At 70.2% G+C, this 20863-nt stretch carries 21 protein-coding genes; 9 read left to right on the top strand and 12 right to left on the bottom strand.

Going from position 1 to position 20863, the window contains the following annotated elements:
- Positions 1-16: 16 nt before the first annotated feature.
- Genes ABZ796_RS08335 through ABZ796_RS08320 form a run of 4 tightly spaced genes read left to right on the top strand, consistent with a single transcriptional unit; the run spans position 17 to position 3483 of the window.
- On the top strand, positions 17-439 hold the full coding sequence (locus tag ABZ796_RS08335) for a DUF350 domain-containing protein (protein ID WP_357336095.1): 423 nt from the start codon (positions 17-19) through the stop codon (positions 437-439).
- On the top strand, positions 436-2007 hold the full coding sequence (locus ABZ796_RS08330; protein ID WP_357336094.1) for a polyamine aminopropyltransferase: 1572 nt from the start codon (positions 436-438) through the stop codon (positions 2005-2007). Before ABZ796_RS08335 ends, ABZ796_RS08330 begins: the two co-directional genes overlap by 4 nt.
- Positions 2007-3032, top strand: coding sequence for an ion channel (locus ABZ796_RS08325; protein ID WP_357336092.1), 1026 nt, complete (start codon positions 2007-2009; stop codon positions 3030-3032). Before ABZ796_RS08330 ends, ABZ796_RS08325 begins: the two co-directional genes overlap by 1 nt.
- A 13-nt stretch (positions 3033-3045) precedes the next feature.
- Entirely contained in the window at positions 3046-3483 is a 438-nt protein-coding gene (locus tag ABZ796_RS08320) for an HIT family protein (protein WP_357336090.1), read from the top strand.
- A 162-nt stretch (positions 3484-3645) separates the two neighbouring features.
- On the opposite strand, the gene topA is transcribed toward ABZ796_RS08320, so the two are convergent.
- Positions 3646-6357, bottom strand: coding sequence for a type I DNA topoisomerase (topA, locus tag ABZ796_RS08315; RefSeq protein WP_357336089.1), 2712 nt, complete (start codon positions 6355-6357; stop codon positions 3646-3648).
- A gap of 293 nt (positions 6358-6650) precedes the next feature.
- Here topA and ABZ796_RS08310 point away from each other — a divergent pair, with 293 nt between their 5' ends.
- Positions 6651-7406 (top strand): hypothetical protein, encoded by a 756-nt coding sequence (locus ABZ796_RS08310; protein ID WP_357336088.1) that lies wholly within the window; start codon positions 6651-6653, stop codon positions 7404-7406.
- Here the strand turns inward: ABZ796_RS08310 and ABZ796_RS08305 are convergent.
- Together ABZ796_RS08305 and ABZ796_RS08300 are read right to left on the bottom strand one after the other, a co-directional pair.
- A complete protein-coding gene (locus ABZ796_RS08305; protein WP_357336087.1) occupies positions 7354-8838 on the bottom strand; it encodes a methyltransferase in 1485 nt (494 codons plus the stop codon). The genes ABZ796_RS08310 and ABZ796_RS08305 overlap by 53 nt on opposite strands.
- A 25-nt stretch (positions 8839-8863) precedes the next feature.
- Entirely contained in the window at positions 8864-9199 is a 336-nt protein-coding gene (locus ABZ796_RS08300; protein ID WP_091044749.1) for an anti-sigma factor antagonist, read from the bottom strand.
- Positions 9200-9385: 186 nt separating this feature from the next.
- Here ABZ796_RS08300 and ABZ796_RS08295 point away from each other — a divergent pair, with 186 nt between their 5' ends.
- Positions 9386-11692: a DEAD/DEAH box helicase gene (locus ABZ796_RS08295; RefSeq protein WP_357336086.1), complete on the top strand. Its 2307-nt coding sequence runs from the start codon at positions 9386-9388 to the stop codon at positions 11690-11692.
- 15 nt (positions 11693-11707) lie between these two features.
- Complete coding sequence (locus tag ABZ796_RS08290) at positions 11708-12049, top strand: hypothetical protein (protein WP_357336084.1); 342 nt, start codon at positions 11708-11710, stop codon at positions 12047-12049.
- Here the strand turns inward: ABZ796_RS08290 and ABZ796_RS08285 are convergent.
- From ABZ796_RS08285 to ssd, 7 genes are all read right to left on the bottom strand, one after another.
- Positions 12046-12417, bottom strand: coding sequence for an Rv3654c family TadE-like protein (locus ABZ796_RS08285; RefSeq protein WP_357336082.1), 372 nt, complete (start codon positions 12415-12417; stop codon positions 12046-12048). The genes ABZ796_RS08290 and ABZ796_RS08285 overlap by 4 nt on opposite strands.
- On the bottom strand, positions 12414-12788 hold the full coding sequence (locus tag ABZ796_RS08280; RefSeq protein WP_357336080.1) for a TadE family protein: 375 nt from the start codon (positions 12786-12788) through the stop codon (positions 12414-12416). The genes ABZ796_RS08285 and ABZ796_RS08280 overlap by 4 nt, the downstream gene beginning before the upstream one ends.
- A 3-nt stretch (positions 12789-12791) precedes the next feature.
- Positions 12792-12968, bottom strand: a complete 177-nt coding sequence (locus ABZ796_RS08275) for a DUF4244 domain-containing protein (RefSeq protein ID WP_165109522.1) — start codon at positions 12966-12968, stop codon at positions 12792-12794.
- Between the two features lie 239 nt (positions 12969-13207).
- Positions 13208-13924, bottom strand: a complete 717-nt coding sequence (locus ABZ796_RS08270) for a type II secretion system F family protein (RefSeq protein ID WP_357336078.1) — start codon at positions 13922-13924, stop codon at positions 13208-13210.
- Positions 13921-14694, bottom strand: coding sequence for a type II secretion system F family protein (locus ABZ796_RS08265; protein WP_357336077.1), 774 nt, complete (start codon positions 14692-14694; stop codon positions 13921-13923). Before ABZ796_RS08265 ends, ABZ796_RS08270 begins: the two co-directional genes overlap by 4 nt.
- On the bottom strand, positions 14691-15857 hold the full coding sequence (locus ABZ796_RS08260) for a TadA family conjugal transfer-associated ATPase (protein ID WP_357336075.1): 1167 nt from the start codon (positions 15855-15857) through the stop codon (positions 14691-14693). The genes ABZ796_RS08265 and ABZ796_RS08260 overlap by 4 nt, the downstream gene beginning before the upstream one ends.
- A complete protein-coding gene (ssd, locus tag ABZ796_RS08255) occupies positions 15854-16909 on the bottom strand; it encodes a septum site-determining protein Ssd (protein ID WP_357336073.1) in 1056 nt (351 codons plus the stop codon). The genes ABZ796_RS08260 and ssd overlap by 4 nt, the downstream gene beginning before the upstream one ends.
- Positions 16910-17033: 124 nt before the next feature.
- Between ssd and ABZ796_RS08250 the strand changes: the two genes are divergently transcribed.
- Entirely contained in the window at positions 17034-17828 is a 795-nt protein-coding gene (locus ABZ796_RS08250) for an HAD family hydrolase (protein WP_357336071.1), read from the top strand.
- A 284-nt stretch (positions 17829-18112) separates the two neighbouring features.
- Here the strand turns inward: ABZ796_RS08250 and ABZ796_RS08245 are convergent, their stop codons facing one another.
- Positions 18113-18844: an oxidoreductase gene (locus tag ABZ796_RS08245; protein ID WP_357336069.1), complete on the bottom strand. Its 732-nt coding sequence runs from the start codon at positions 18842-18844 to the stop codon at positions 18113-18115.
- A 35-nt stretch (positions 18845-18879) separates the two neighbouring features.
- Here ABZ796_RS08245 and ABZ796_RS08240 point away from each other — a divergent pair, with 35 nt between their 5' ends.
- Entirely contained in the window at positions 18880-19779 is a 900-nt protein-coding gene (locus ABZ796_RS08240) for a class I SAM-dependent methyltransferase (protein ID WP_357336067.1), read from the top strand.
- Here the strand turns inward: ABZ796_RS08240 and ABZ796_RS08235 are convergent.
- Positions 19763-20602 (bottom strand): hypothetical protein, encoded by an 840-nt coding sequence (locus ABZ796_RS08235; RefSeq protein WP_357336066.1) that lies wholly within the window; start codon positions 20600-20602, stop codon positions 19763-19765. The genes ABZ796_RS08240 and ABZ796_RS08235 overlap by 17 nt on opposite strands.
- Between the last annotated feature and the right edge of the window lie 261 nt (positions 20603-20863).

Here is a 20863-nt window from a genome sequence, read left to right as displayed (position 1 = left end):
GACTGGAGATGAACCGATGACTGACCTTGTGAGCGGACTGCTGTCCACCGTCGCCTTCGCCGCCCTCGGGCTGGTCCTGCTGGTGATCGGCTTCTACGTGATCGACCTGCTCACCCCCGGGAAGCTGGGGCAGCTGATCTTCGTGGAGCACCGCCGCGACCCGGCGCTGCTGCTCGGCTCCTCCGTCGTCGCGATCGCGACGATCGTGGCCACCTCGATCTACACCGCGGAGGAGGACACGCTCCAGGGGCTCGCCGAGACCGCTGCGTACGGTCTCATCGGGATCGCCCTGCTCGCGTTCGCGTTCGTGATCCTCGACCTGCTCACCCCGGGCCGGCTCGGTGAGCTGATGACCGATGACAAGGACGACCCGGCGATCTGGGTCACCGTCGCGGTGCAGCTGGCCGTCGGCGTGATCGTGGCGGCCTCGATCACGTGAGCCTGACCCTCCCTTCGTTGTCCGCGCTGCCGGAGGGGCGGGCGGCCCGGCTGCTCGTCCTCGCGGCGGTGTTCGTCTGCGCGGCGTGCGGGCTCGTCTACGAGCTCGCACTGGTGACGCTGGGGAGCTATCTGCTCGGCAACTCGATCGCGCAGACCTCGCTGGTGATCGCGGTGTCGATGTTCGCGATGGGCATCGGCGCCGTGCTCGCCAAGCCGCTCACCAACCGACCGCTGCGCTCGTTCGTGGGCGTGGAGATCGCGCTCGCCGCGGTCGGCGGCGCCTCGGTGCCGGCGCTCTACGCGGCGTTCGCCTGGCTGCATCTCTACACCCCGATGATGCTGCTGGTGACGTTCCTCATCGGCGCGCTGGTGGGCGCCGAGATCCCGCTGCTGATGGAGCTGCTGCAGCGGCTGCGGCGCCAGCAGGCCTCGCTCGCGGTCGCCGACATCAACGCGGTCGACTACGTCGGCGCGCTCATCGGCGGGCTGGCGTTCCCGTTCGTGCTGCTGCCGACCCTCGGACTGCTGGTGGGGACGGTGGCGACGGCCGCCCTCAACGTCCTCGCCGCCTGGACGGTCGGGGTGGCGCTGGCAGGCACCCGCCGGCAACGCGGGCTGGTGACGGCGGTCTGTGGCGCGCTCGCGGTCGCCCTCGGCCTGACCGCGGTGACGGCCGACTCCTTCGAGCTCAACGCCCGGCAGGCGCTCTACCGAGACCCGATCATCCACTCCGAGCGCTCGCCCTATCAGGAGATCGTGGTGACACGGGGCGCTCCGGTGGGGCCGGAGTTCGACGACGTACGCCTCTTCCTCGACGGTGACCTGCAGTTCTCGTCCCTGGACGAGTATCGCTATCACGAGATGCTCGTCCACCCGGCGATGAACGGACCGCATGCGCGGGTGCTGATCCTGGGTGGCGGCGACGGGCTCGCGGCGCGGGAGGTGCTGCGCTATCAGTCGGTCTCGTCGGTGACGCTGGTCGATCTCGACCCGGCGGTGGTGTCGCTGGCACGCTCCTTCGAGCCGGTCTCGTCGCTGACGGCAGGGTCCCTGGAGGATCCCCGGCTGACGTACGTCGCCGACGACGCCTTCTCCTGGGTGCGCGACTACTCGGGGGCGCCGTTCGACGTGGTCATCGCCGACTTCCCCGACCCCGACTCGACCGCGCTGGCCAAGCTCTACTCCGTCGAGAACTACAGCATGATCTCCCGCCTGCTCGCCCCGTCCGGGCGTCTGGTGGTCCAGTCCGGCAGCCCGTTCTTCGCGCCGGACGCGTTCTGGTCGGTGCGGCACACCCTCACCGAGGCCGGCTACCGGACCACCCCCTACCAGGCAGACGTACCCTCCTTCGGGAACTGGGGCTATGTCCTCGCCTCCCGCGACGGCTCGGCCCCGGACCTCGGTCTCGACGACGAGGTTCCGGGCGGACTCCGCTACGCCAGCGACGCCGTGCTCGCGGCCGCCGCGTCGTTCCCGCCGGACCGCGCCGAGCGGCCGACCTCGGTCACCACGCTGCTGGATCCGGCGATCCTGGACTACGCCAGCAAGGGCTGGGTGGGCTACTGATGTTCTTTCTGCTCCGACTGGTCCGGCGCACCTCGCGGCACTACGCCTGGGTGCTCCCGCTCGCGATCATCGGCTTCGTCTTCGTCACCGGCTGGATCGCGATGGCGGTGGCCCAGCCGGGCAGCGACATCGTGCACCCGACCAACTACTGGTGGTGGTTCCTGGTCACCGCGACCACGGTCGGCTACGGCGATCTCTTTCCGGAGACCACCGGTGGCCGGTTCGTCGGGGCGTACGTCGTCTTCGGCTCCATCACCACCCTCGCCATCTTGTTCAGCCGGATCTCGGCAATCATCGAGAACGCCAAAGGACGCCGCATGCGTGGAGAGATCAGCTTCAGCGGACGCAACCACATCGTGCTGCTCGGCTACACCGCCGGGCGCACCGAGCGGATCCTGGAAGAACTGCTCTCCGAGCCCGACCGCGAGGTCGTGCTCGCGACCGGGGAGGACCAGCTCTCCGAGCACCCGTCGCCCGGGGAGGACCGCCTGCATTTCGTACGCGGCGACATCACCGACCTCTCCGTGCTCGCTCGGACCGGGCTGTCCGGCGCGCACAGCGTGCTGATCGACCCGCGTGACGACAACGAGGCGGTCACGCTCACCGTCGCGGCCAACACCGCGGCTCCGTCCGTGCACACCATCGTCGCACTGCGGGATCTTCGGGTGCAGCGCACCATCTTCCGCGTCGACACCACCGTCCACTGCGTCCAGTGGCACAACACCCAGCTGATCGCCGAGGAGCTCAGCGACCCCGGGATCGCCGAGGTCTACCAGGAGCTCGCCACCGCCGGCGGCAAGGGCACCTACTCGCTCACGGTGCCTCCTTCGGCCGCGACCGTCGCCGTCGGCGTCTGGCAGTCCGCCCTCGGCCGCTCGCACGGCGCCACGCTCCTGGCCGTCCGCACCGTCGACGGCATCCAGGTCAGCCCGCACTGGGACCTCCACGTCGCTCCCGGCGCGCGGCTCTTCTACATCGCGGCCGACCGGTTGGACTACGACGAGGTCGTCGGTTCGCTCGGCTGACGGAGGCCTCGCGATGGACTGCTACAACTGCCGCAACAGCGCCCTCGAGTCGCTGCCGCCGCGCGAGTCGATCGTCCTTACCCAGCACTGGCGGGTCGGGCATGCCTTCAACGTCACGCTCCCCGGCTGGTTGGTTCTCGCGCCGATCCGGCATGTCACCGCTCTCGACGAGCTACCCGCTGACGCACACGCGGAGCTGGGCACGCTGCTCGGATCGCTGTCGGCCGCGTTGCGTGCCGTGACCGGATGCGTGAAGACGTACGTCATGCAGTTCTCCGAAGCCGACGGCTTCGAGCATCTTCACGTGCACCTGGTGCCGCGGATGGCCGACCAGCCGGTCGACCTCCAGGGCCCGAACGTGTTCGGCTACCTCACCGACGACGAAACCCGCTGGCTGACCGAGGCCGAACGCGACCGGCTGGCGCGAGAGTTGCAGGGAGCTCTCGCCTGACAGATTCCTGCCATGGCGGGGTTGTGCGGGGCACTCCGACGTCAGACGGCGACACTTTCCCGCCATGGCGGGAAAATGCTCCTCGCCCAACCCTCGAACAACAACAGAACCCCGCCATGGCGGGGTTCTGTCACGTGAGCGTCGGGGCGGCGACGTACGGCCTCAGGACTTCTTGGTCGCAGCCTTCTTGGTCGTCTTCTTGGCGGTCGACTTCTTCTTCGCCGTGGACTTCTTCGCCGTGGACTTCTTCGCGGTCTTCTTCGTCGTCCGCTTGGTGGTCTTCTTCGCCGGACCCTTGGCGCGCTTGTCGGCAAGCAGCTCGGCGGCGCGCTCGGCGGTCAGGGTCTCCAGGTCGTCGGCGGCCCGGAGGGTGGCGTTGTACTCACCGTCGGTGACGTAGGGACCGAAGCGACCGTCCTTGACGACCATCGGCTGCCCGGAGACCGGGTCGGGGCCGAGCTCCTTGAGCGGCGGCTTGGCGGCGGCCCGGCCGCGCTGCTTCGGCTGGGCGTAGATCTGCTCGGCCTCTTCGAGGGTGATCGTGAGCAACTGGTCCTCGGAGCTCAGCGTGCGGGAGTCGGTGCCCTTCTTCAGGTACGGCCCGTAGCGGCCGTTCTGGGCGGTGATCTCCTCGCCGTCGGCGGCGGTGCCGACGACCCGGGGAAGGGTCAGCAGCTTGACCGCGTCCTCGAGGGTGATGGTCTGGAGGTTCATGGACTTGAAGAGGCTGGCGGTGCGGGGCTTGGCGCCCTTCTTCGCATCCTCGGGGAGCTGCTCGGTGACGTAGGGACCGAACCGGCCGCTCTTGGCGACGACGGTGAGCCCGGTGTCGGGGTGGACGCCGAGGTTCAGCTCCTCGCCGGCCGGGTTCGCGAAGAGCTCCTTGGCCTTCTCCAGGGTGAGCTCGTCGGGCGGCAGGTCGTCGGGGACGTTGGCACGCACCGCGAACGGGGTGCCGTCGTCGCCCGGGCCCTCGATGTAGGGGCCGTAGCGGCCGACCCGGAGGTTGACCCCGGACTCGGGGCCACCGACCGGGAAGGTCGCCAGCTCGCGGGCGTCGATGTCGCCGAGACCGTCGACCAGCGGCTTGAGGCCCTTGACCCGCTCGGAGCCGAAGTAGAACTCGCCGAGCTCGGTGGTCATGTCCTTGTCGCCCTTGGCGATCTCGTCGAGGATCTCCTCCATGCTCGCCGTGAACCGGTAATCGATCTGGCGCGGGAAGTGCTCCTCGAGCAGCCTGACCACCGAGAACGCGACCCACGCGGGAACCAGCGCGGTGCCCTTCTTGAAGACGTAGCCGCGGTTGATGATGGTCTGGATGATGCTCGCGTAGGTCGACGGACGGCCGATCTCGCGCTCTTCGAGCTCACGGACCAGGGTCGCCTCGGTGTATCGAGCAGGCGGCTTGGTCTCGTGGCCGTCCGCGGTGAGGCTCGCGGCGTTGACCCGGTCGCCCTCGGCGAGGTTCGGGAGCCTCGTCTGCTGGTCGTCGGAGGTCTGGTCGGCGGAGTCGGTGCCCTCGACGTACGCCTTCAGGAAGCCGTGGAAGGTGATCACGCGGCCGGTCGCGGAGAAGACCACGTCCTCGCCCGTGGCCGCCGTGGCGCCGAGGCGGATCGCGACCGAGTTGCCGACCGCGTCCTTCATCTGGGAGGCGACGGTGCGCATCCAGATGAGCTCGTAGAGGCGGAACTGGTCGCCGGTCAGACCGGTCTGAGCCGGGGTGCGGAACGAGTCGCCCGCGGGGCGGATCGCCTCGTGGGCCTCCTGGGCGTTCTTGACCTTGGAGGCGTACGTCCGGGGGGCGTCGGGCAGGTATTCGGCACCGTAGAGCTCCCTGACCTGAGCGCGGGCCGCGCTGACGGCGTCTCCGCTCAGGGTCGTGGAGTCGGTACGCATGTAGGTGATGAAGCCGTTCTCGTACAGGCGCTGGGCGACCGACATCGTGGTCGACGCGCTCATCCCGAGCTTGCGGCTGGCCTCCTGCTGCATCGTGGTGGTGCGGAAGGGGGCGTACGGGCTGCGCTTGTAGGGCTTGGACTCGACCGAGCGGACCTCGTAGGTCTGGCCCTCGAGGCCCGCGACGAGGGACTCGGCGCGGGTGCGGTCGAGGTGGACGACCTTGTCGCTCTTGAGCAGGCCGTCGGGGCCGAAGTCGGTGCCGCGGGCGACGCGGCTGCCGTCGATCGAGGTGATCTTGGCCGGGAACATCCGCGGATCGTGGTCGGAGCCGGCGTCGAAGGTGCCGGCGAGGTCCCAGTAGGAGGCGGTGCGGAAGGCGATCCGCTCACGCTCACGGTCGACGACGAGCCTGGTGGCGACCGACTGGACGCGCCCGGCGCTCAGCCGGGGCATGACCTTCTTCCACAGCACCGGGGAGATCTCGTAGCCGTAGAGGCGGTCGAGGATGCGGCGCGACTCCTGGGCCTCGACGAGGTCCATGTCGAGCTCGCGCGGGTTCTCGGCGGCGTCCAGGATCGCGGCCTTGGTGATCTCGTGGAAGACCATCCGCTTGACCGGGATGCCCTTCTTCGGCTTCAGCTCGTCGAGAAGGTGCCAGGCGATGGCCTCACCCTCGCGGTCCTCATCGGTGGCGAGGTAGAGCTCGTCCGCGTCCTTGAGGAGCGACTTGAGCTTGGCGATCTGCTTCTTCTTGTCGCTGGGCACGACGTAGTAAGGGGTGAAGCCGTTGTCGACATCGACGCCGAAGCGCCCCCACGGCTTGTCCTTGATCTTGGCGGGGGTGTCTGCCGCGCTCTGCGGAAGGTCGCGGATGTGCCCGACGGATGCCTCGACGACATACCCCTGTCCGAGGTATCCGCCGATCTTCTGAGCCTTCGCCGGGGACTCGACGATCACCAACTTGTGTGCCACTGACGTCCTTATCTCACTGCAGCAGAGCCTGGCACCACTGACAAGCTCTGGCGAGACACGTTAGCGCGTGTCTCCAGCCGGCATGGGTCCAGTCACCGCGGTTCATGCGGCACTGAGCTCTCGGACAACATGGCGTGTTGCCTTGGGCGCCGCGATGACAATACCTAGCACGCTCGGGAGCGAGAGCGCGAAATCGGTGTCTCATCCGGTCCTGTCCGAAAACTGTCGGTGCTCGTCCCTAAGGTGGCTCTCGAGGACGGCGAGACCCATCCCAACTCGAGAGGTCTCTGCTGATGATCGACGCCGAATACACCGACTACATGGAGGGTCTGGCCACACCCCCGGAGCACCTGGTCTGCTCCGAGTGCGCCCAGCTGCTCACCCGGACCAACGTGATCCTGGAGCGGCTGGAGGCCGAGCTGACCCGGCCCCGGTGGACGGAGCCGGACACACCGCCGCGACCCGACCACGAGGTGGCCCTGGACTGGCTGGCCGCGCTCTGCGGCGGCCACGAGGCGGTCACCGCCCTGGACGCCGCGCCGCTGGTCGAGGACGGCCTGGACCTGCCGGTCGTGGACGATGCGGCGGGACGCACGCAGCTGGAGGCCGTGGCCGCGCTGCTAGACGAGGTCGCGGCCGACTTCCCGGTCGAGGAGGTGGGCTTCGCGTTGCGGCGGGCGCTGCTGCGGTTGTGGGAGATCGACCCACTGGTCGTCGACCGGCCCAGGCAGCCGGCTCAGGTGGCGGCCGGGATCGTGTGGACGATCCTGGGCGCCAACGGGCTCACCGGACCGGGTGGTCTGGTGACCGCGACCGAGCTCAAGGAGCGGCTGGGCGTGACGAAGATGCCCTCGGCCCACGGCAAGCAGCTGGCCGCCGCGCTCCGTGGCTTCTGGCCGTGGCAGACGCAGCGGCCGTGGGGCATGCGGGACCTTCCCGATCTCGAGCCGCTGGGCTATCCCGACCTGCTCGTCTCGAGCGTGCGCCGCCGCCTGATCAGGCTGCGGGACCAGGCGTCGCTGGCGCGGGACGGAGGAACCCCTCGCTGACCAGCTCCTGGGCGATCGGCAGATAGCTGCTGCGCACGACCGCGGGGTCGCGGTCGAGGATCTGGGCGAGCGCGTCGAGGATCTGGCCGACGGTCAGGTCACCGTCGCAGGCGCCCGCGAAGGCCGCCTCGATCGTGTCCGCCTGGCGCGCGCGACGCAGGCCTCGCTGCTGGCGCAGGATGACGGTGCTGGGGTCCTCGGCGCCGGGCTGGCCGAGGGTCTCCTGCTGGATGTCCTCGACGAGCACCAGCGTGGAGTCCTCGGTGACCTCGACGCGGGCTGCGTCGCCCCACGCCGCGAGCGCCGGGGCGATCGGCTGCTCGACGTCGTAGGGCCACTCGAGGAGCTCGCGCTTCGGGCTGCCTTGGGTGCCGCCTCGGCGATGCAGGTTGATCCAGCCGAACCCGACGCCCTCGATCTTCTGCTCCTCGAACCAGGACAGCCAGGTGTCGTAGCGGGTCAGGTAGTCCTGCGCGCCGTGGTGGCCGGAGTCCTTGAGCCACAGCTCGACGTACGCGGCGGGGTCGAGCACCTCACGCTGGACCACGAACGCGTCGACGTCGTCCCCGAGCCAGCCCTCGAGGCGGTCGTCCCAGGGCTGGTCCTCGGAGATGATCCAGTTGCCCAGGATCTGACACCAGCCGCCCTCGGTGAGCATGCCGGGAGCCGCCCGGACGATGTCCTCGACCACCCGGTCGCCGGGGAGCCCGGAGTCACGGTAGACGAGGCGCTCACCGGTTGCCGGGCTGATCACGAACGGCGGGTTGGTGGCGATCAGGTCGAAGCGCTCACCGGCGACGGGCTCGAAGAACGACCCGTTGCGTACGTCGATCCGGTCCGCCACGTCGTTGAGGGCGGCGTTGAACGTGGTGATCCACAGGGCTCGCTGGTTGACGTCGGTCGCGACCACCCGGTCGCTGTGGGTGGCGAGGTGAAGGGCTTGCACCCCGCACCCGGTGCCGAGATCGAGAGCTCTGCCGACCTGGTCGCGGATGGTCAACTGCGCCAGGGAGGTCGAGGCGGGGCTGATGCCGAGCACGTGCTCGGGGCCGACGCGTTGCGGTCCGCCGTCGAGCCCCGGCGTGAGGTCGGAGACGACCCAGAGGGAGGTGTCATCGGTGGCGTACGGACGTACGTCGAGGCGGGCCGCCACCTCGCCGACCGACTGCTCCAGGATGCCCTCGACGGCGAGCCGGTCGACGAGTCCGGGCAGAGCTGCCTCGGCGTGGTCCAGGGACACGGTCGTCTGCAGCAGGAAGAGCCGGATGAGCGTCTCCAGCGGCGAGCCTCCGTGAGTGCGCCGCCGGCCGGGCAGCGTCTCGTTGCGGCTCAGCGCGCTGTGCGCGGTCGGGCCGAGCAGATCGGCGACGGAGTCGTAGGAGAAGTCTGCGTGCTGGAGGGCGTCACGGAGCCGGTGCGGGAGGTCACTCACACCTGGAGCCTATGGCCTGCCTGGGTCAGCCCGCTGCCGCGCCCTCGGCGCTGGCATGGATGTCGAAGACCTTGGCCAGACCGGTGATCCGGAAGATCTTGAGCAGCCGTTCCTGGGTGCAGACCAGGCGGAGCATGCCGTTGTGCTGGCGCACCTTCTTCAGGCCGCCCACCAGGACGCCGAGGCCGGTCGAGTCGAGGAACTCCACGGCTTCGAGGTCGACCACGATGTCGTAGTGGCCCCGGGCGACGAGCTCGGTGATCTTGTCCCTCAGCTTCGGCGCGGTATAGACGTCGATCTCGCCGCCCACGGCCACGATGGTGGCCGAGTCGAGCTCGCGAGTCGCAAGCGTCAGATCCACTTCGAAGTTCTCCTGCCAAGGAACGTGAGACAACCAGCTCCGGTCGGCCTGCCTGGTGTCCGATACCCGGAGTCGATCGTAATGTAACCACGGCTCACCAGGATGCGCGTAAGAAACTCGCAACGTCATGGCCACGATGCGGGGCCGCGAGCGTGGCGGCCACCAGGATTCTGGGAGAATGTCCAGGTGTTGACGACAGCGACCGGTGATCTCGTACGCCGGCTCGCTCACGTCCCGGGGCGCGAGGACCGGCTCGCTCATCTCGAGCAGGTTCCACCTCGGGAGGCCGTCTTCGCCGACTGGCCGGCGTGGGCTTCGACCGATGTGGTCGCCGCCTTCGCCGCTCGCGGGATCGAGCGTCCTTGGCAGCATCAGGCGGTGGCCGCCGAGGCCGCCCACGAGGGCAGTCACGTGATCGTCTCGACCGGCACCGCCTCCGGGAAGTCGCTGGCCTATCAGCTGCCCGCGCTGACCGCGATCCGAGACGGACGTGGTCCACGTGGCGAACGCGGCGCCGGCGTCCTCTATCTCGCACCCACCAAGGCGCTCGCCCAGGACCAGCTGACCGGGCTGCGCGAGCTGGGCGTCGACGTGCGCGCGGTGACCCACGACGGCGACAGCACCCGGGAGCAGCGGGACTGGGCCCGCGACTTCGGCGAATACATCCTGACCAACCCCGACATGCTGCACCGATCGCTGCTCCCCGGTCACCAGCGGTGGGCGGCCTACTTCCGCTCGCTGCGCTACGTCGTCATCGACGAGTGCCATCACTACCGCGGCGTCTTCGGGGCGCACGTCTCGCACGTGCTGCGGCGGCTGCGGCGGATCTGTGCGCTCTACGGCTCGTCGCCGACGTTCGTCCTCGCCTCGGCGACCGTCGCGGAGCCGTCGATCGCGGGCGAGCGGCTCACCGGCCTTCCGGTTCTTCCGGTGACCGCCGACTCGTCGCCGCGCGGAGAGCTCTCGATCGCCCTGTGGCAGCCTCCGTTGACGACGCACGCCGGCGAGAACGGCGCTCCCGTGCGCCGGGCGGCCTCTGCCGAGACGGCCGACCTGCTGGCGGACCTGGTCTCCTCGGACGTACGCACCTTGGCCTTCGTACGCTCCCGGGTCGGCGCCGAGCAGGTCGCTCTGACCGCGGCCGCCGAGCTGGCCGAGGTCGATCCCTCGCTGCCCGGGCGGGTGGCGTCCTACCGCGGTGGCTATCTGCCCGAGGAGCGCCGGTCGATCGAGGCGTCGCTCCGCTCCGGTGAGCTGCTCGGGCTGGCGGCGACGAACGCGCTCGAGCTCGGCATCGACATCAGCGGTCTGGACGCCGTCGTGCTGGCCGGCTACCCGGGCAGGCGCTCGGCATTCTGGCAGCAGATCGGCCGGGCCGGGCGGGGAGCGGGCGACGCGCTCGGCATCCTGGTCGCCCGCGACGACCCGCTGGACACCTACCTCGTCACCCATCCGGATGCGCTTCTCGGCCAGCCGGTCGAGGCCACCGTCTTCGACCCCGCGAACCCGTACGTCGTCGGCCCCCATCTCTGCGCCGCAGCACAGGAGCTGCCGCTGACCGAGGCCGACCTGCCGCTCTTCGGACCGGGTGCCCGGGAGATCCTGGACAACCTGGTCGCCTCCGGGCTGCTACGCAAGCGGCCTCGCGGCTGGTACTGGACCGACCGTCGGCGCGCGGCCGACCTCGCCGACATCCGCTCCTCGGGTGGGTCTCAGGTGCAGCTGATCGAGGCCGAGACCGGCCGGGTCGTCGGCACCGTCGACGCGGCGAGCTCACACGCGAGCGCACATGCCGGCGCCGTCTACGTCCACCGCGGCGAGACCTATCTCGTGCACGAGCTCGACCTGGACGAGAACGTCGCGGTCATCTCCCGCGACGACCCCGGCTACTCCACCTCCGCCCGGGAGATCACCGAGATCTCGATCGTCGCCGAGCGGGAGCAGGTCGCCTGGGGTGAGTGCCGCCTGGCGTACGGCGACGTCGACGTCAGCCACCAGGTCGTCTCCTTCCTGCGCCGGCGACAGCCGAGCGGCGAGGTGCTGGGCGAGGAGCTCCTCGACCTCCCCGAACGTACGTTGCGCACCTCCGCGGTCTGGTGGACCGTGCCCGCCTCGGCCCTCGAGGCGGCCGGCCTGGAGAACGCGGACATCCCGGGTGCCGCCCATGCCGCCGAGCACTGCTCGATCGGGCTGCTCCCGCTGATCGCGACCTGTGACCGCTGGGACATCGGCGGCGTCAGCACCGCGTCCCACCCGGACACCGGCATGCTCACCGTCTTCGTCTATGACGGACATCCCGGCGGCGCCGGATTCTCCGAGCGAGGGTTCCGTGCCGCCCGGGAGTGGCTCGGCGCCACACTGGAGACCATCGAGGCATGCGAGTGCGACGACGGCTGCCCCTCCTGCGTGCAGTCGCCCAAGTGCGGCAACCAGAACAACCCTCTCGACAAGCAAGGCGCGATCGTGTTGTTGCGGCTGCTGCTGCAGAAATAGGCCTACCCTGGGGAAATGTTGATCTTGGGCCTTGTGCTGATCGTCGTTGCCGCAGTCCTCATCGTTCTGGGTCTCTTCACCACCGGTAACGGTGATCTCGACGACCCGACCGCCACTCTGCTCGGTCTCCCGGTCGGCTCGACCACGATCTTCGTGATCGGCCTCGTCGCCGGCGTCCTTCTCCTCTTCGGCCTCTCGCTCACCAAGTGGGGCGGCAAGCACCAGATGAAGTACATGAAGGACAAGCGCCAGCTGCGGAGCCTGACCAAGACGCTGCAGGATGCCGAGGCCAAGCCCGAGCCCACCACTGAGATCAAGCCTGAGCCCACGCCTCAGACCAAGCCCGAGGACGTCTAGTCCGACCCTGGCCCCGTCGGGCCGGCCCTCGCCTCGGCAACCGGATCCCCCGGTTGACCGAGCCAGCGGGGTCCTTCGACCCGCACCGTGACGGTGACGTCCTCCCCGGCGATCTCGCACGACTCCAGCACGGCGCCGTTGCGATCGGTGATCCTCGTCGCTGCCGCACAGGCATCCTCGGAGACCTGAAGCGCATCGGCTCCCGCCAACGCCGCCAGATCGGCCGCGGACTGGGCGGTGCGGTGGGCGACGAAGACCGCGCCCACCACACCCAGCGCGGCACCGACGAAGAGCAGCAGGCCGATCGCACCGATCGCGAACGGGGCGGCCGACCCGCGCTCGTCCTTGCCCGCCCGGACCGCGCTCACCGCTCCTCCTGCACCGTCTCGGTCGCAGCGACCGCCTCGCCGCGCACGGTCACACCCGGCATCCAGCTGAAGATCCCACCGGGCCCGGTCACCCGAGCGTGAGCCGAGGCGACGACCTCCTCGGCGCCGGCGCTGACACTCACCTGCGTGCCCGCGGGCCCGACCCGACGTCCGCGGGCGGCGGCGGAGCCAGTGTCGTCCCCTCGGGCGACAGCCCGTGCGGTCTCCCGAGCAGCGTCGACCACCTGGATCTGCGCTGCGCCCACCGACAGCAACCACACCAGACCGATGGTCACGGCCACCAGAAGCGGGATCACCATCACCAGCTCCGCAGTGGCCGCGCCTCGCTCGCCCCGCTGCCCGCAGACCACGGCTCAGATCCCCAGAAGGCCGAGCACGTGCTGGAACAGCCTGTTGAGCAGGTCGTTGCCGAAGCCACCGGTGAGCAGCTTGTAGAGCAGGCCGGCGAGCCCCGCGCCGGCTGCTGTGCCGACGGCGTACTCAGCCGTCGTGATCCCCTTCTCGTTCTTCCGAAGATGTGCCTTGGCCATGATTGGTCCTCTCTGGTCGATGGCCGTCGGTACGGCCGTTCAAGGACGACGATGTCCCGCTCCACCGACATTCGCGACCGTCATGTCATCGGCTGTGGAGAACCCGATCCCGAACCCACCCTGTGGATGACAAACGGCCCGTTGATCAGGGAAAACGAGCCGCCGAGACGTCACGTACGTCGGTCGAGTGGGCACCGAGCTGCCAACTCGACCGACGCGGGTGACGCCTCGGCAGTGGGTCAGATACCGAGGTTGGAGAGGAGGCCGCCGACGACGGGGACGACGCCCAGCAGCAGGAAGGCGGGGAGGAGGCAGATACCGAGCGGGACGGCGGCCTTGACGCCGACCGCGCGGGCGCGGTCCTCGACCTCGGCGCGGGCATTTCTGGTCAGGTCGTCGGCAAGGCGCTCGACCGTGATGGCGACCGGGGCGCCGGTGGCCTGCGCCCGGGCCAGAGCCCGGCCCAACGGCGCCAGCGCAGGATCATCCACCAGGGTGCGCCACGTCTTCTCCGGATCGGCTCCCAGACGAAGCCGTGAAGCCGCGGGCAGGAGTCGGGCCGCAGCCGGCCCGGGCAGCGCTGCCGCGACCGCCACCAGCGCCTCGGCCGGCGCCGCACCAGAGGCGAGCGCGGCGGAGAGCAGATGTACCAGGGCAGGCATCTCGGCCTTCGCAGCCTCTCGCTCCCGCCGGACCTCGGTGGGCTCGACGCGGCTGATGACCAGCCAGCAGACGACCCCCGCAGGAGCGGCGAAAACCGCACCCGCCGTGCCTCCGACGAAGGAGTAGACGGCACCGGCGGCGAGCAGCGCCAGCAACGGCCGCCAGCGCATCATCCAGCCGTCGGGCTCACCCCGATCCACGACGGCCGCGACCCGGTCCGGAAGGGGTGAGACGGGTGCAGGAAGCAGCGCCGCTGCCAGCCCGAGCGCGACGGCAGCGACCCAGATGCTCATCTCGCCTCGACCCCGCGCGCGATGCCCTCGATCCACCACAGCCCCGACCAGCCGAGCAGCAGTCCGAGACCGAGGCAGGCCAGGCCCACCGGCGAGCCGAAGAGGAACTCGAGCGGGTCGCCGCCGACACCGCTGCCCATCGCCAGGGCGGCCACCGGCAGGCCCGCGATCAGACGGGCGGTGGAGCGGGCCGATCCGAGCTCGCCGTCGACGACCCGCTGGGTGGCGGCGGCCGCCCGCAGGTCGAGCGCCACCCGGTCGAGCGCGTCCGCGAGACCGCTCCCGGTCTGGTGGGCGATCTGCCAGGCAGCGGCGACCACGCGGAGCGCTCCGGCCCCGGGAACCTCGGCGACCTGCCGCCACGCGGCGGGGACGTCGGAGCCCATCCGCTGCGCCTCAGCGACCGGCTCGATCACCGGCCACTCCGCGGCGAGCTGCGTCAACGCGGGGCCGGGCGGATGACCGGCGGCGAGCTCGGCGGCCATCTGCTCGCAGGCCTCGACGACGCGGTCGGCCGTACGCCCCGCCGCGATCCGCTCGCAGCGCCGCCGCCACAGGGCGATGCCACCGAAGGTGGCGATCCCGAGCAAGACAGCCGCAACGACCGCCTTGCCCGGGAAGACGATGGGGACCAGGGCGACCAGGAGGAACGACCACCGCGGCACCCGCCACGCACGCGACCGTGACCCGACCGCGGCTCGTGGGCGCAGCATCAGCGCGGTGGCACCACCGAGCAGGCAGGCGACCAGCCCGAGACTCAGCCCGTTCACCGGTCGGCTCCCAGCAGCGCTTCGAGTCGATCCGAGCCCGGTCCGGCGATCACGCCGTCATCGGCGGCCACCGAGAAGGCGGTCTCCATCCGGACCAGCCCGTCGGCTCCGCGGAGCGGGACCGCGATCTCGGTCAGCAGCCGACGGCCGTCACGTCGCCGCAGGTGCACGACCACGTCCACACCGGACGCGAACTGGCTGTGCGCCGCCTCCCGGCCAAGACCGGCGGCGAGCGCCAGCGCCTCCACCCGCGCCGGGACATCGGCGGCGGAGTTGGCGTGCAGCGTGCCGCAGCCGCCCTCGTGGCCGGTGTTCAACGCGGCGAGGAGGTCGACGACCTCGGCGCCACGCACCTCCCCCACGACCAGCCGGTCCGGCCGCATCCTGAGGGCCTGGCGGACCAACGTATGGAGCTCGACCGCACCGGCGGCCTCGATGTTGGCCGGACGCGCCTCGAGGCCGACCACGTGAGGATGGTCCGGGCGCAGCTCGGAGGCGTCCTCCACCAGCACCAGTCGTTCCTGCGGCGGCACCAAGGACAGCAGCGACGCCAGCAGGGTCGTCTTCCCGGTGCCGGTGCCCCCGGAGACGAGGAACGCCGACCGCGCCAGCACCAGCCGCCGCAACAGATCGGCCACATCGGGAACGACCATCCCCGAAGCCTCCAGTTCGGAGAGCGTGAACGCCCGCGCCGAAGGCACCCGCAGCGAGATCACCGTGCCGGGTCGCGCCAGCGGCGCGAGCACCGCGTGGAACCGGCTGCCGTCGCCCAGCCTCAGGTCGACGTAGGGCGAGGCGTCGTCCAGGCGGCGGCCGGCCCCGGCCGCCAGCCGCTGCGCCAGCCGCCGAACCGCATCGTCGTCAGGGAACGCGACCGGAGCGGGCTCCAGGCCTGCACCACGGTCGATGAAGACCTGATCGGGCCCGTTGACGAGGACGTCGGTCACCCCCGGCAACCGCAGCAGCGGCTCCAGCGGCCCCGCGCCGACCACGTCGCGGCGCAGCATCTCGAAGACGGCCAGCACGGTCGCGTCACCGACGATCCGCCCCTCCGTGCGGAGCGCCTCCTGAACCCGGTGCGGGGTGAGCTCTCCCGGCGTACGCGCCAGGTGGTCGCGGACCAGGTCGACGACCTGGGGCGCGATGTCGACGGCGCCGATCATGCCGCCATCACTCCCGCGCGGAGCCGGCAGCGCATCAGCACCTCGGCCGCGGCACGGGCCAGCGGCGCCCGCCTCGAGCGGATCGGTCCCAGGCCCAGGTCGATGGCCTCCGAGAGCCCACGCTGGTCGGACATGGACGCGATCACCGGCAGCCCGAGCGCACGCCCGACGGCCTCCGGTTCGGCCGCGCGACCGCGGACGACGACCCGCACCCGATCCCGCTCGGGAAGCCGTGAGACCAGGCGGGCGGCGGAGGCCGTGCCGGTGACGTTCGCCCGCACGACGACGAGGACGATGTCGCAGCCGGTCAGCAGCGCCTCCGCCCCGGCGTCCGACTCGCGTGGCAGGTCGACCACGACCAAGTCATGACCACGGCGAGCGGCGGCGAGCACCTCGCACACCACCTCCGGCTTCGGCGGCACCGCGTCGCCGCCCGGCCAGCCCAGCAGGCCCAGCGACCCGACATGTGGCACCGCCTCACGCAACGCCCGCGCACCGAGTCGCCCGGCGGTCTGCCCGAGGTCGCCCCAGGTCACCCCGGGGATCTCCTCGAGCCCGAGGACCCGCCCGACTCCGGGGCCGAGCCGGTCGGCATCGATCAGCAGCGTCGTTCCGCGGTCGGCTCCCAGGCTGGCCAGGGCCGCGGCGTACGTCGTCGCCCCAGCGCCGCCCGATCCGGCCATCACGCCGACGACCAGACCTGCACCACCTTCGCCGTCACCGACGTCGGCGATCAGCCCGGCGACGGCGGCCTCGGCCGAGGGCAGCTCCAGCAGCGTCTCCGCGCCGATCTCCAGCGCGGCTCGCAGCAGCGGCTCCCCGGTCGAACCCCAACCCACGACATAGACCCCGTCCCGACGAGGTGGGCGCAACGACGCCACCTCCGCCAAGAGATCGGCGCCGACGAGGATCAGTGGTGGACGTTGCCATCGGCGCAGTGCGCCGACGGCATCGGTGCACTCCTCGACGGTGACACCGGAGGCGGCGGCCAGACGTGCCGCCTCAGCGGCCAGCAACGAGTCCGAGGTGATGACGAGAGGTTCCGAGGTCATGACAGCAGGATCCGCCGGGACACCGACGATTCCACCCGCAAATCCGGCACCTGTGGATAACTCCGTCCCGAACCCGCCCTGTGGATGGCGATCGGCCCGCCCAGCGGGCGTCTACGATGTGCCCATGACACGCATCGCTGCGTTCTTCGATCTCGACAAGACGATCATCGCGAGGTCGAGCACGCTTGCGTTCTCCAAGCAGTTCCAGGCCGGCGGCCTGATCACCCGCGCGGCCATGATCCGCTCGGCCTACACGCAGTTCGTCTACGTCGTCGGCGGTGCCGACCACGACCAGATGGAGAAGATGCGCAAGGCGCTCTCCGAGATGGTCACCGGCTGGGACGTGGCGACCGTCAAGGAGATCGTCGCCGACACCCTCCACAACGTGGTCGACCCGCTCGTCTACGAGGAGGCCGTGCAGCTCATCGAGCAGCACCACGCCCAGGGGCACGACGTCATCATCGTCTCCGCCTCCGGCACCGAGCTGGTCGAGCCGATCGGCGCGATGCTCGGCGCCGACCACGTCGTCGCCACCCAGATGGAGATCGAGGACGGCCGCTACACCGGCGAGATCGCGCTGTACGCCTACCGCGAGGAGAAGGCCCGCGCGGTCCAGCAGCTGGCCGAGCGCTTCGGCTACGACCTCGAGCAGTCGTACGCCTACTCCGACTCCGTCACCGACCTCCCCATGCTGGAGGAGGTCGGTCACGCGTTCGCGGTCAATCCCGACAAGGATCTCCGTAGGGCCGCCAAGGAGCGCGGCTGGGACATCCTGGTGTTCAACAAGCCGGTCGCGCTGCGCAGCCGGGTGCTCACCCCGTCCACGCCGACCCTGGCCGCGCTGGCCGTCGGGGGCGCCGTCGCGATCGCCGGCGGGGTCATCTGGGCGGGCACGAAGCGCCGTCGCCTCGGCACCTGACGTGCCCTGGATCCCGAGCCGAGCAGAAGCCGCATCATCCTCCTCATCCCGCAGAATTTCCAGGCTTGAATCTGGCCGCCGATCAGCGTAGAAACAGAGACGTAACAAGACGTACACGAGTGACAGGCACCCACGCGGCGATCCACCCATCTGATGGGGTGCTGTAGCCGGGGAGAAATCCCGGCGCAGTGACCAGACCTTGCACGCTTGGTAACCAGAAACGCTCGTGTCAGCGGTGGCACCCGGTGCTCACAACCCACCGGGTGCCACCTGCTTTTGCCCGACTATTCGGCTGCGTCCAGGCGCAGCGGCGAGGCCTCGGCCCCGGCGGCGTACGCCTCGGCCGCGTAGAGCAGCCACGAGTGCGCCCCGGCCTGGCCACCCTCACGGAAGCCGCGCAGGTTCGACTCGTAGGCGGCCCGCAGCGCCAGATGGCCGGCCTCGGGCACGACCAGCGACTTCTCGTCCACCCCGCGCGCGACCAGGACGAGCCGCTCTGCGGCACGCGCGACCAGACCGTTGTGGGACGCGAACGGTGCAGCGGTCGCCAGATCGGCGTGCACGAACGCCGCCACGACCAGCGCGGGCGCGGACGTCGGCGCGAGCAGCAGATCGGAGAGACGTCGCAACCGCTCGGCAGCATCGGCAGAGCGCGGCCGCCCCAGCTCCTCGGCCTCCAGAGAGGCCCCGGCGGCCAGCGCGTGCAGCCGCGCGAACGCCTGCAGCGGCGCATGCTTCACCACCGGCACCAGCGAGAGCAGCTCGGTCGAGAGCCGCACCGCGTCCTGCGCGATCGCGTCCCCGCCGGAGGCACGGACCTCGCCCAAGGACGACGAGGAACCTTCCAGCACGGCCGAGGCGTGCGCACCGCGCAGCAGCGACTCGGCGGTGGTCTCCGGGGACGTACGCCGCAGGCCCCGGTCACGCAGCATCACGTCGATACCGTCACGAGCTGCGGCGAACCCCGAGGCCACACCTTCGAGCGACACCAACCGGGCCAGCGGATCATCCTTCACACGATGAAGCCTAAGCGGGGGTTACCCTGGCCACGATGACGGACCCAGCCAACCCCGATCCGGCACGCTCCTTCGGAAGCGTGGCGGACAGCTATGACCGCGGGCGCCCGTCCTACCCGGTCGACGCGGTGAAGTGGCTGGTCGGCGAGGAGCCGTGCTCGGTCCTCGAGCTCGGGGCCGGCACCGGCAAGCTCACCGAGATCCTCGTGAGGCTCGGCCACGACGTCTTCGCGACCGACCCGGACGACGCGATGCTCGACATCCTCTCCGAGAAGCTCCCGGACGTACGCGCCACCAGCGGCACCGCCGAGCAGATCCCGACCGGGGACAGCCTCTACGACGTGGTCGTCGTCGGCCAGGCGTTCCACTGGTTCGACCACGCCAGGGCGCTGGCGGAGATCGGCCGGGTGCTGCGTACGGGCGGACGGCTCGCCGTGGTCCAGAACGAGCGTGACGAGCGGATCCCCTGGGTGCGCAAGCTCGGCAGGCTCATCGGCAAGCAGACCGGGCTCACAGCAGAGGGCGGCTTCGACCCGACCCCGATCCTCGACGACTCCGCGCTCTTCTCCGCGGTGGAGGCCCAGACGTTCCGGCACTGGCAGGTCGTCGACCGCCACTCGATCCAGGACCTGGTCCAGTCGCGCTCCAACATAGCCACCCTCCGGCCGGAGGCCCAGCAGCAGAAGCGGAACGAGGTGCTCGCCTTCTACGACGACTACGGCCGCGGCATGGACGGCATGCAGCTGCCCTACAACTGCCGCGCCTGGCGTACGCAGGTGCTGCCGCAGGCGCAGATCAAGCAGACTGTCGAGACCGACGAGGAGCCGGAGCCGAAGGTGCCGCTGGCCAAGCGCACCGACACCGCCGTACGCCTCCCCCGCGTCATCACCGATCCCGAGAACGGCGACGACGACCTGCTCATCGACTTCCGGTGAGCGGGTCGCGGGGACGCGTCGTGAGCGCGTCGCGCCTCGGGTCGATCAGGTCGAAGCTCTGGATGATCCAGAAGATCGTGAAGCAGACCAGCAGCGAGATCTCGGTTGCCAGCAGCCAGTACCTCCAGCCGGTCAGGCCCAGCACGACGCCGGCCGCGAGCAGCACCACCATCGCCACGACGAGCGCCCAGTAGGTCTTGTCCAGCCGTGTCCGCGCCTTGTCGGCCTCACGCGCGACCTTCCGCACACCCCAGTCGGTGTTGAGCACGACCGCCAGCGCGAACGGCGTGAAGGTGAACAGGGCCGCGAGCCCGTGCGCCTTCGTCGCGAAGCTCTCCTGGTCGATCAGCAGCCAGCCCACCCCGACGACCCATGCCGCCGCGACCGATACCAGCCCGACGGCGCCCCAGCGCGACGGCCAGGCGCCGGCGGCGGCACGCTTGCGGAGCCCGAAGATCAGCACGACCACCCAGCCGATCGCCATCACCGCCAGGTAGCTCCAGGCGTTGTTGACGATGGCCGCCTTGTCGATCTGCTCCCCGATCTCCGGGGTCGGCACGAAGCCGACCATCGGCGCCGAGAGTCCAGCGAGGTTGAGTGCGGTGTCCTCCGCGTCGGTATAGCCCCGCAGCACCACCAGACACACCCCGAGCGCACACAGCACCGCGGTGAAGACCGGGCCCGCCGGGGTGTAGTAGTAGGACGAGATGGAGGTCTCCCACTCGCCGCTCGAGATCGTCTGGGCACCCACCGAGATCGCCAGCCCGGCGAGCAGACAGCACAGCGCGAAACGGACATAGCGGTACGTCGTCACCTCGGTCATACTCCCCGAAGGTAGCGGGATCCGGCCTCCCACGGGGCCCTATCCAGCAGCGCGTCCGAGACCCGCTCCAATCGTTCACCGACCAATCTCGAGGAACGCATAGCGTGACGTACGCCACATCGGATAACGTAAATCGAACCCGGATCCCCACCGGTTTCGATAAATCCTCCGTCGCTCCCTACGATGCGCGCGTGAAGATGACGATCAAGTGAAATCCTTCGCCCCGAGCCGACGATGTCTTGGGATGCGCCCACGGACGCG

The sequence above is a fragment of the Nocardioides sp. NPDC047086 genome, from assembly GCF_040643685.1.
In the GTDB taxonomy this organism is placed as follows: Bacteria; Actinomycetota; Actinomycetes; order Propionibacteriales; family Nocardioidaceae; genus Nocardioides.
The sequence above is the reverse complement of the archived record's forward strand: the minus strand, read 5'-3'. Positions and strand labels throughout refer to the sequence as shown.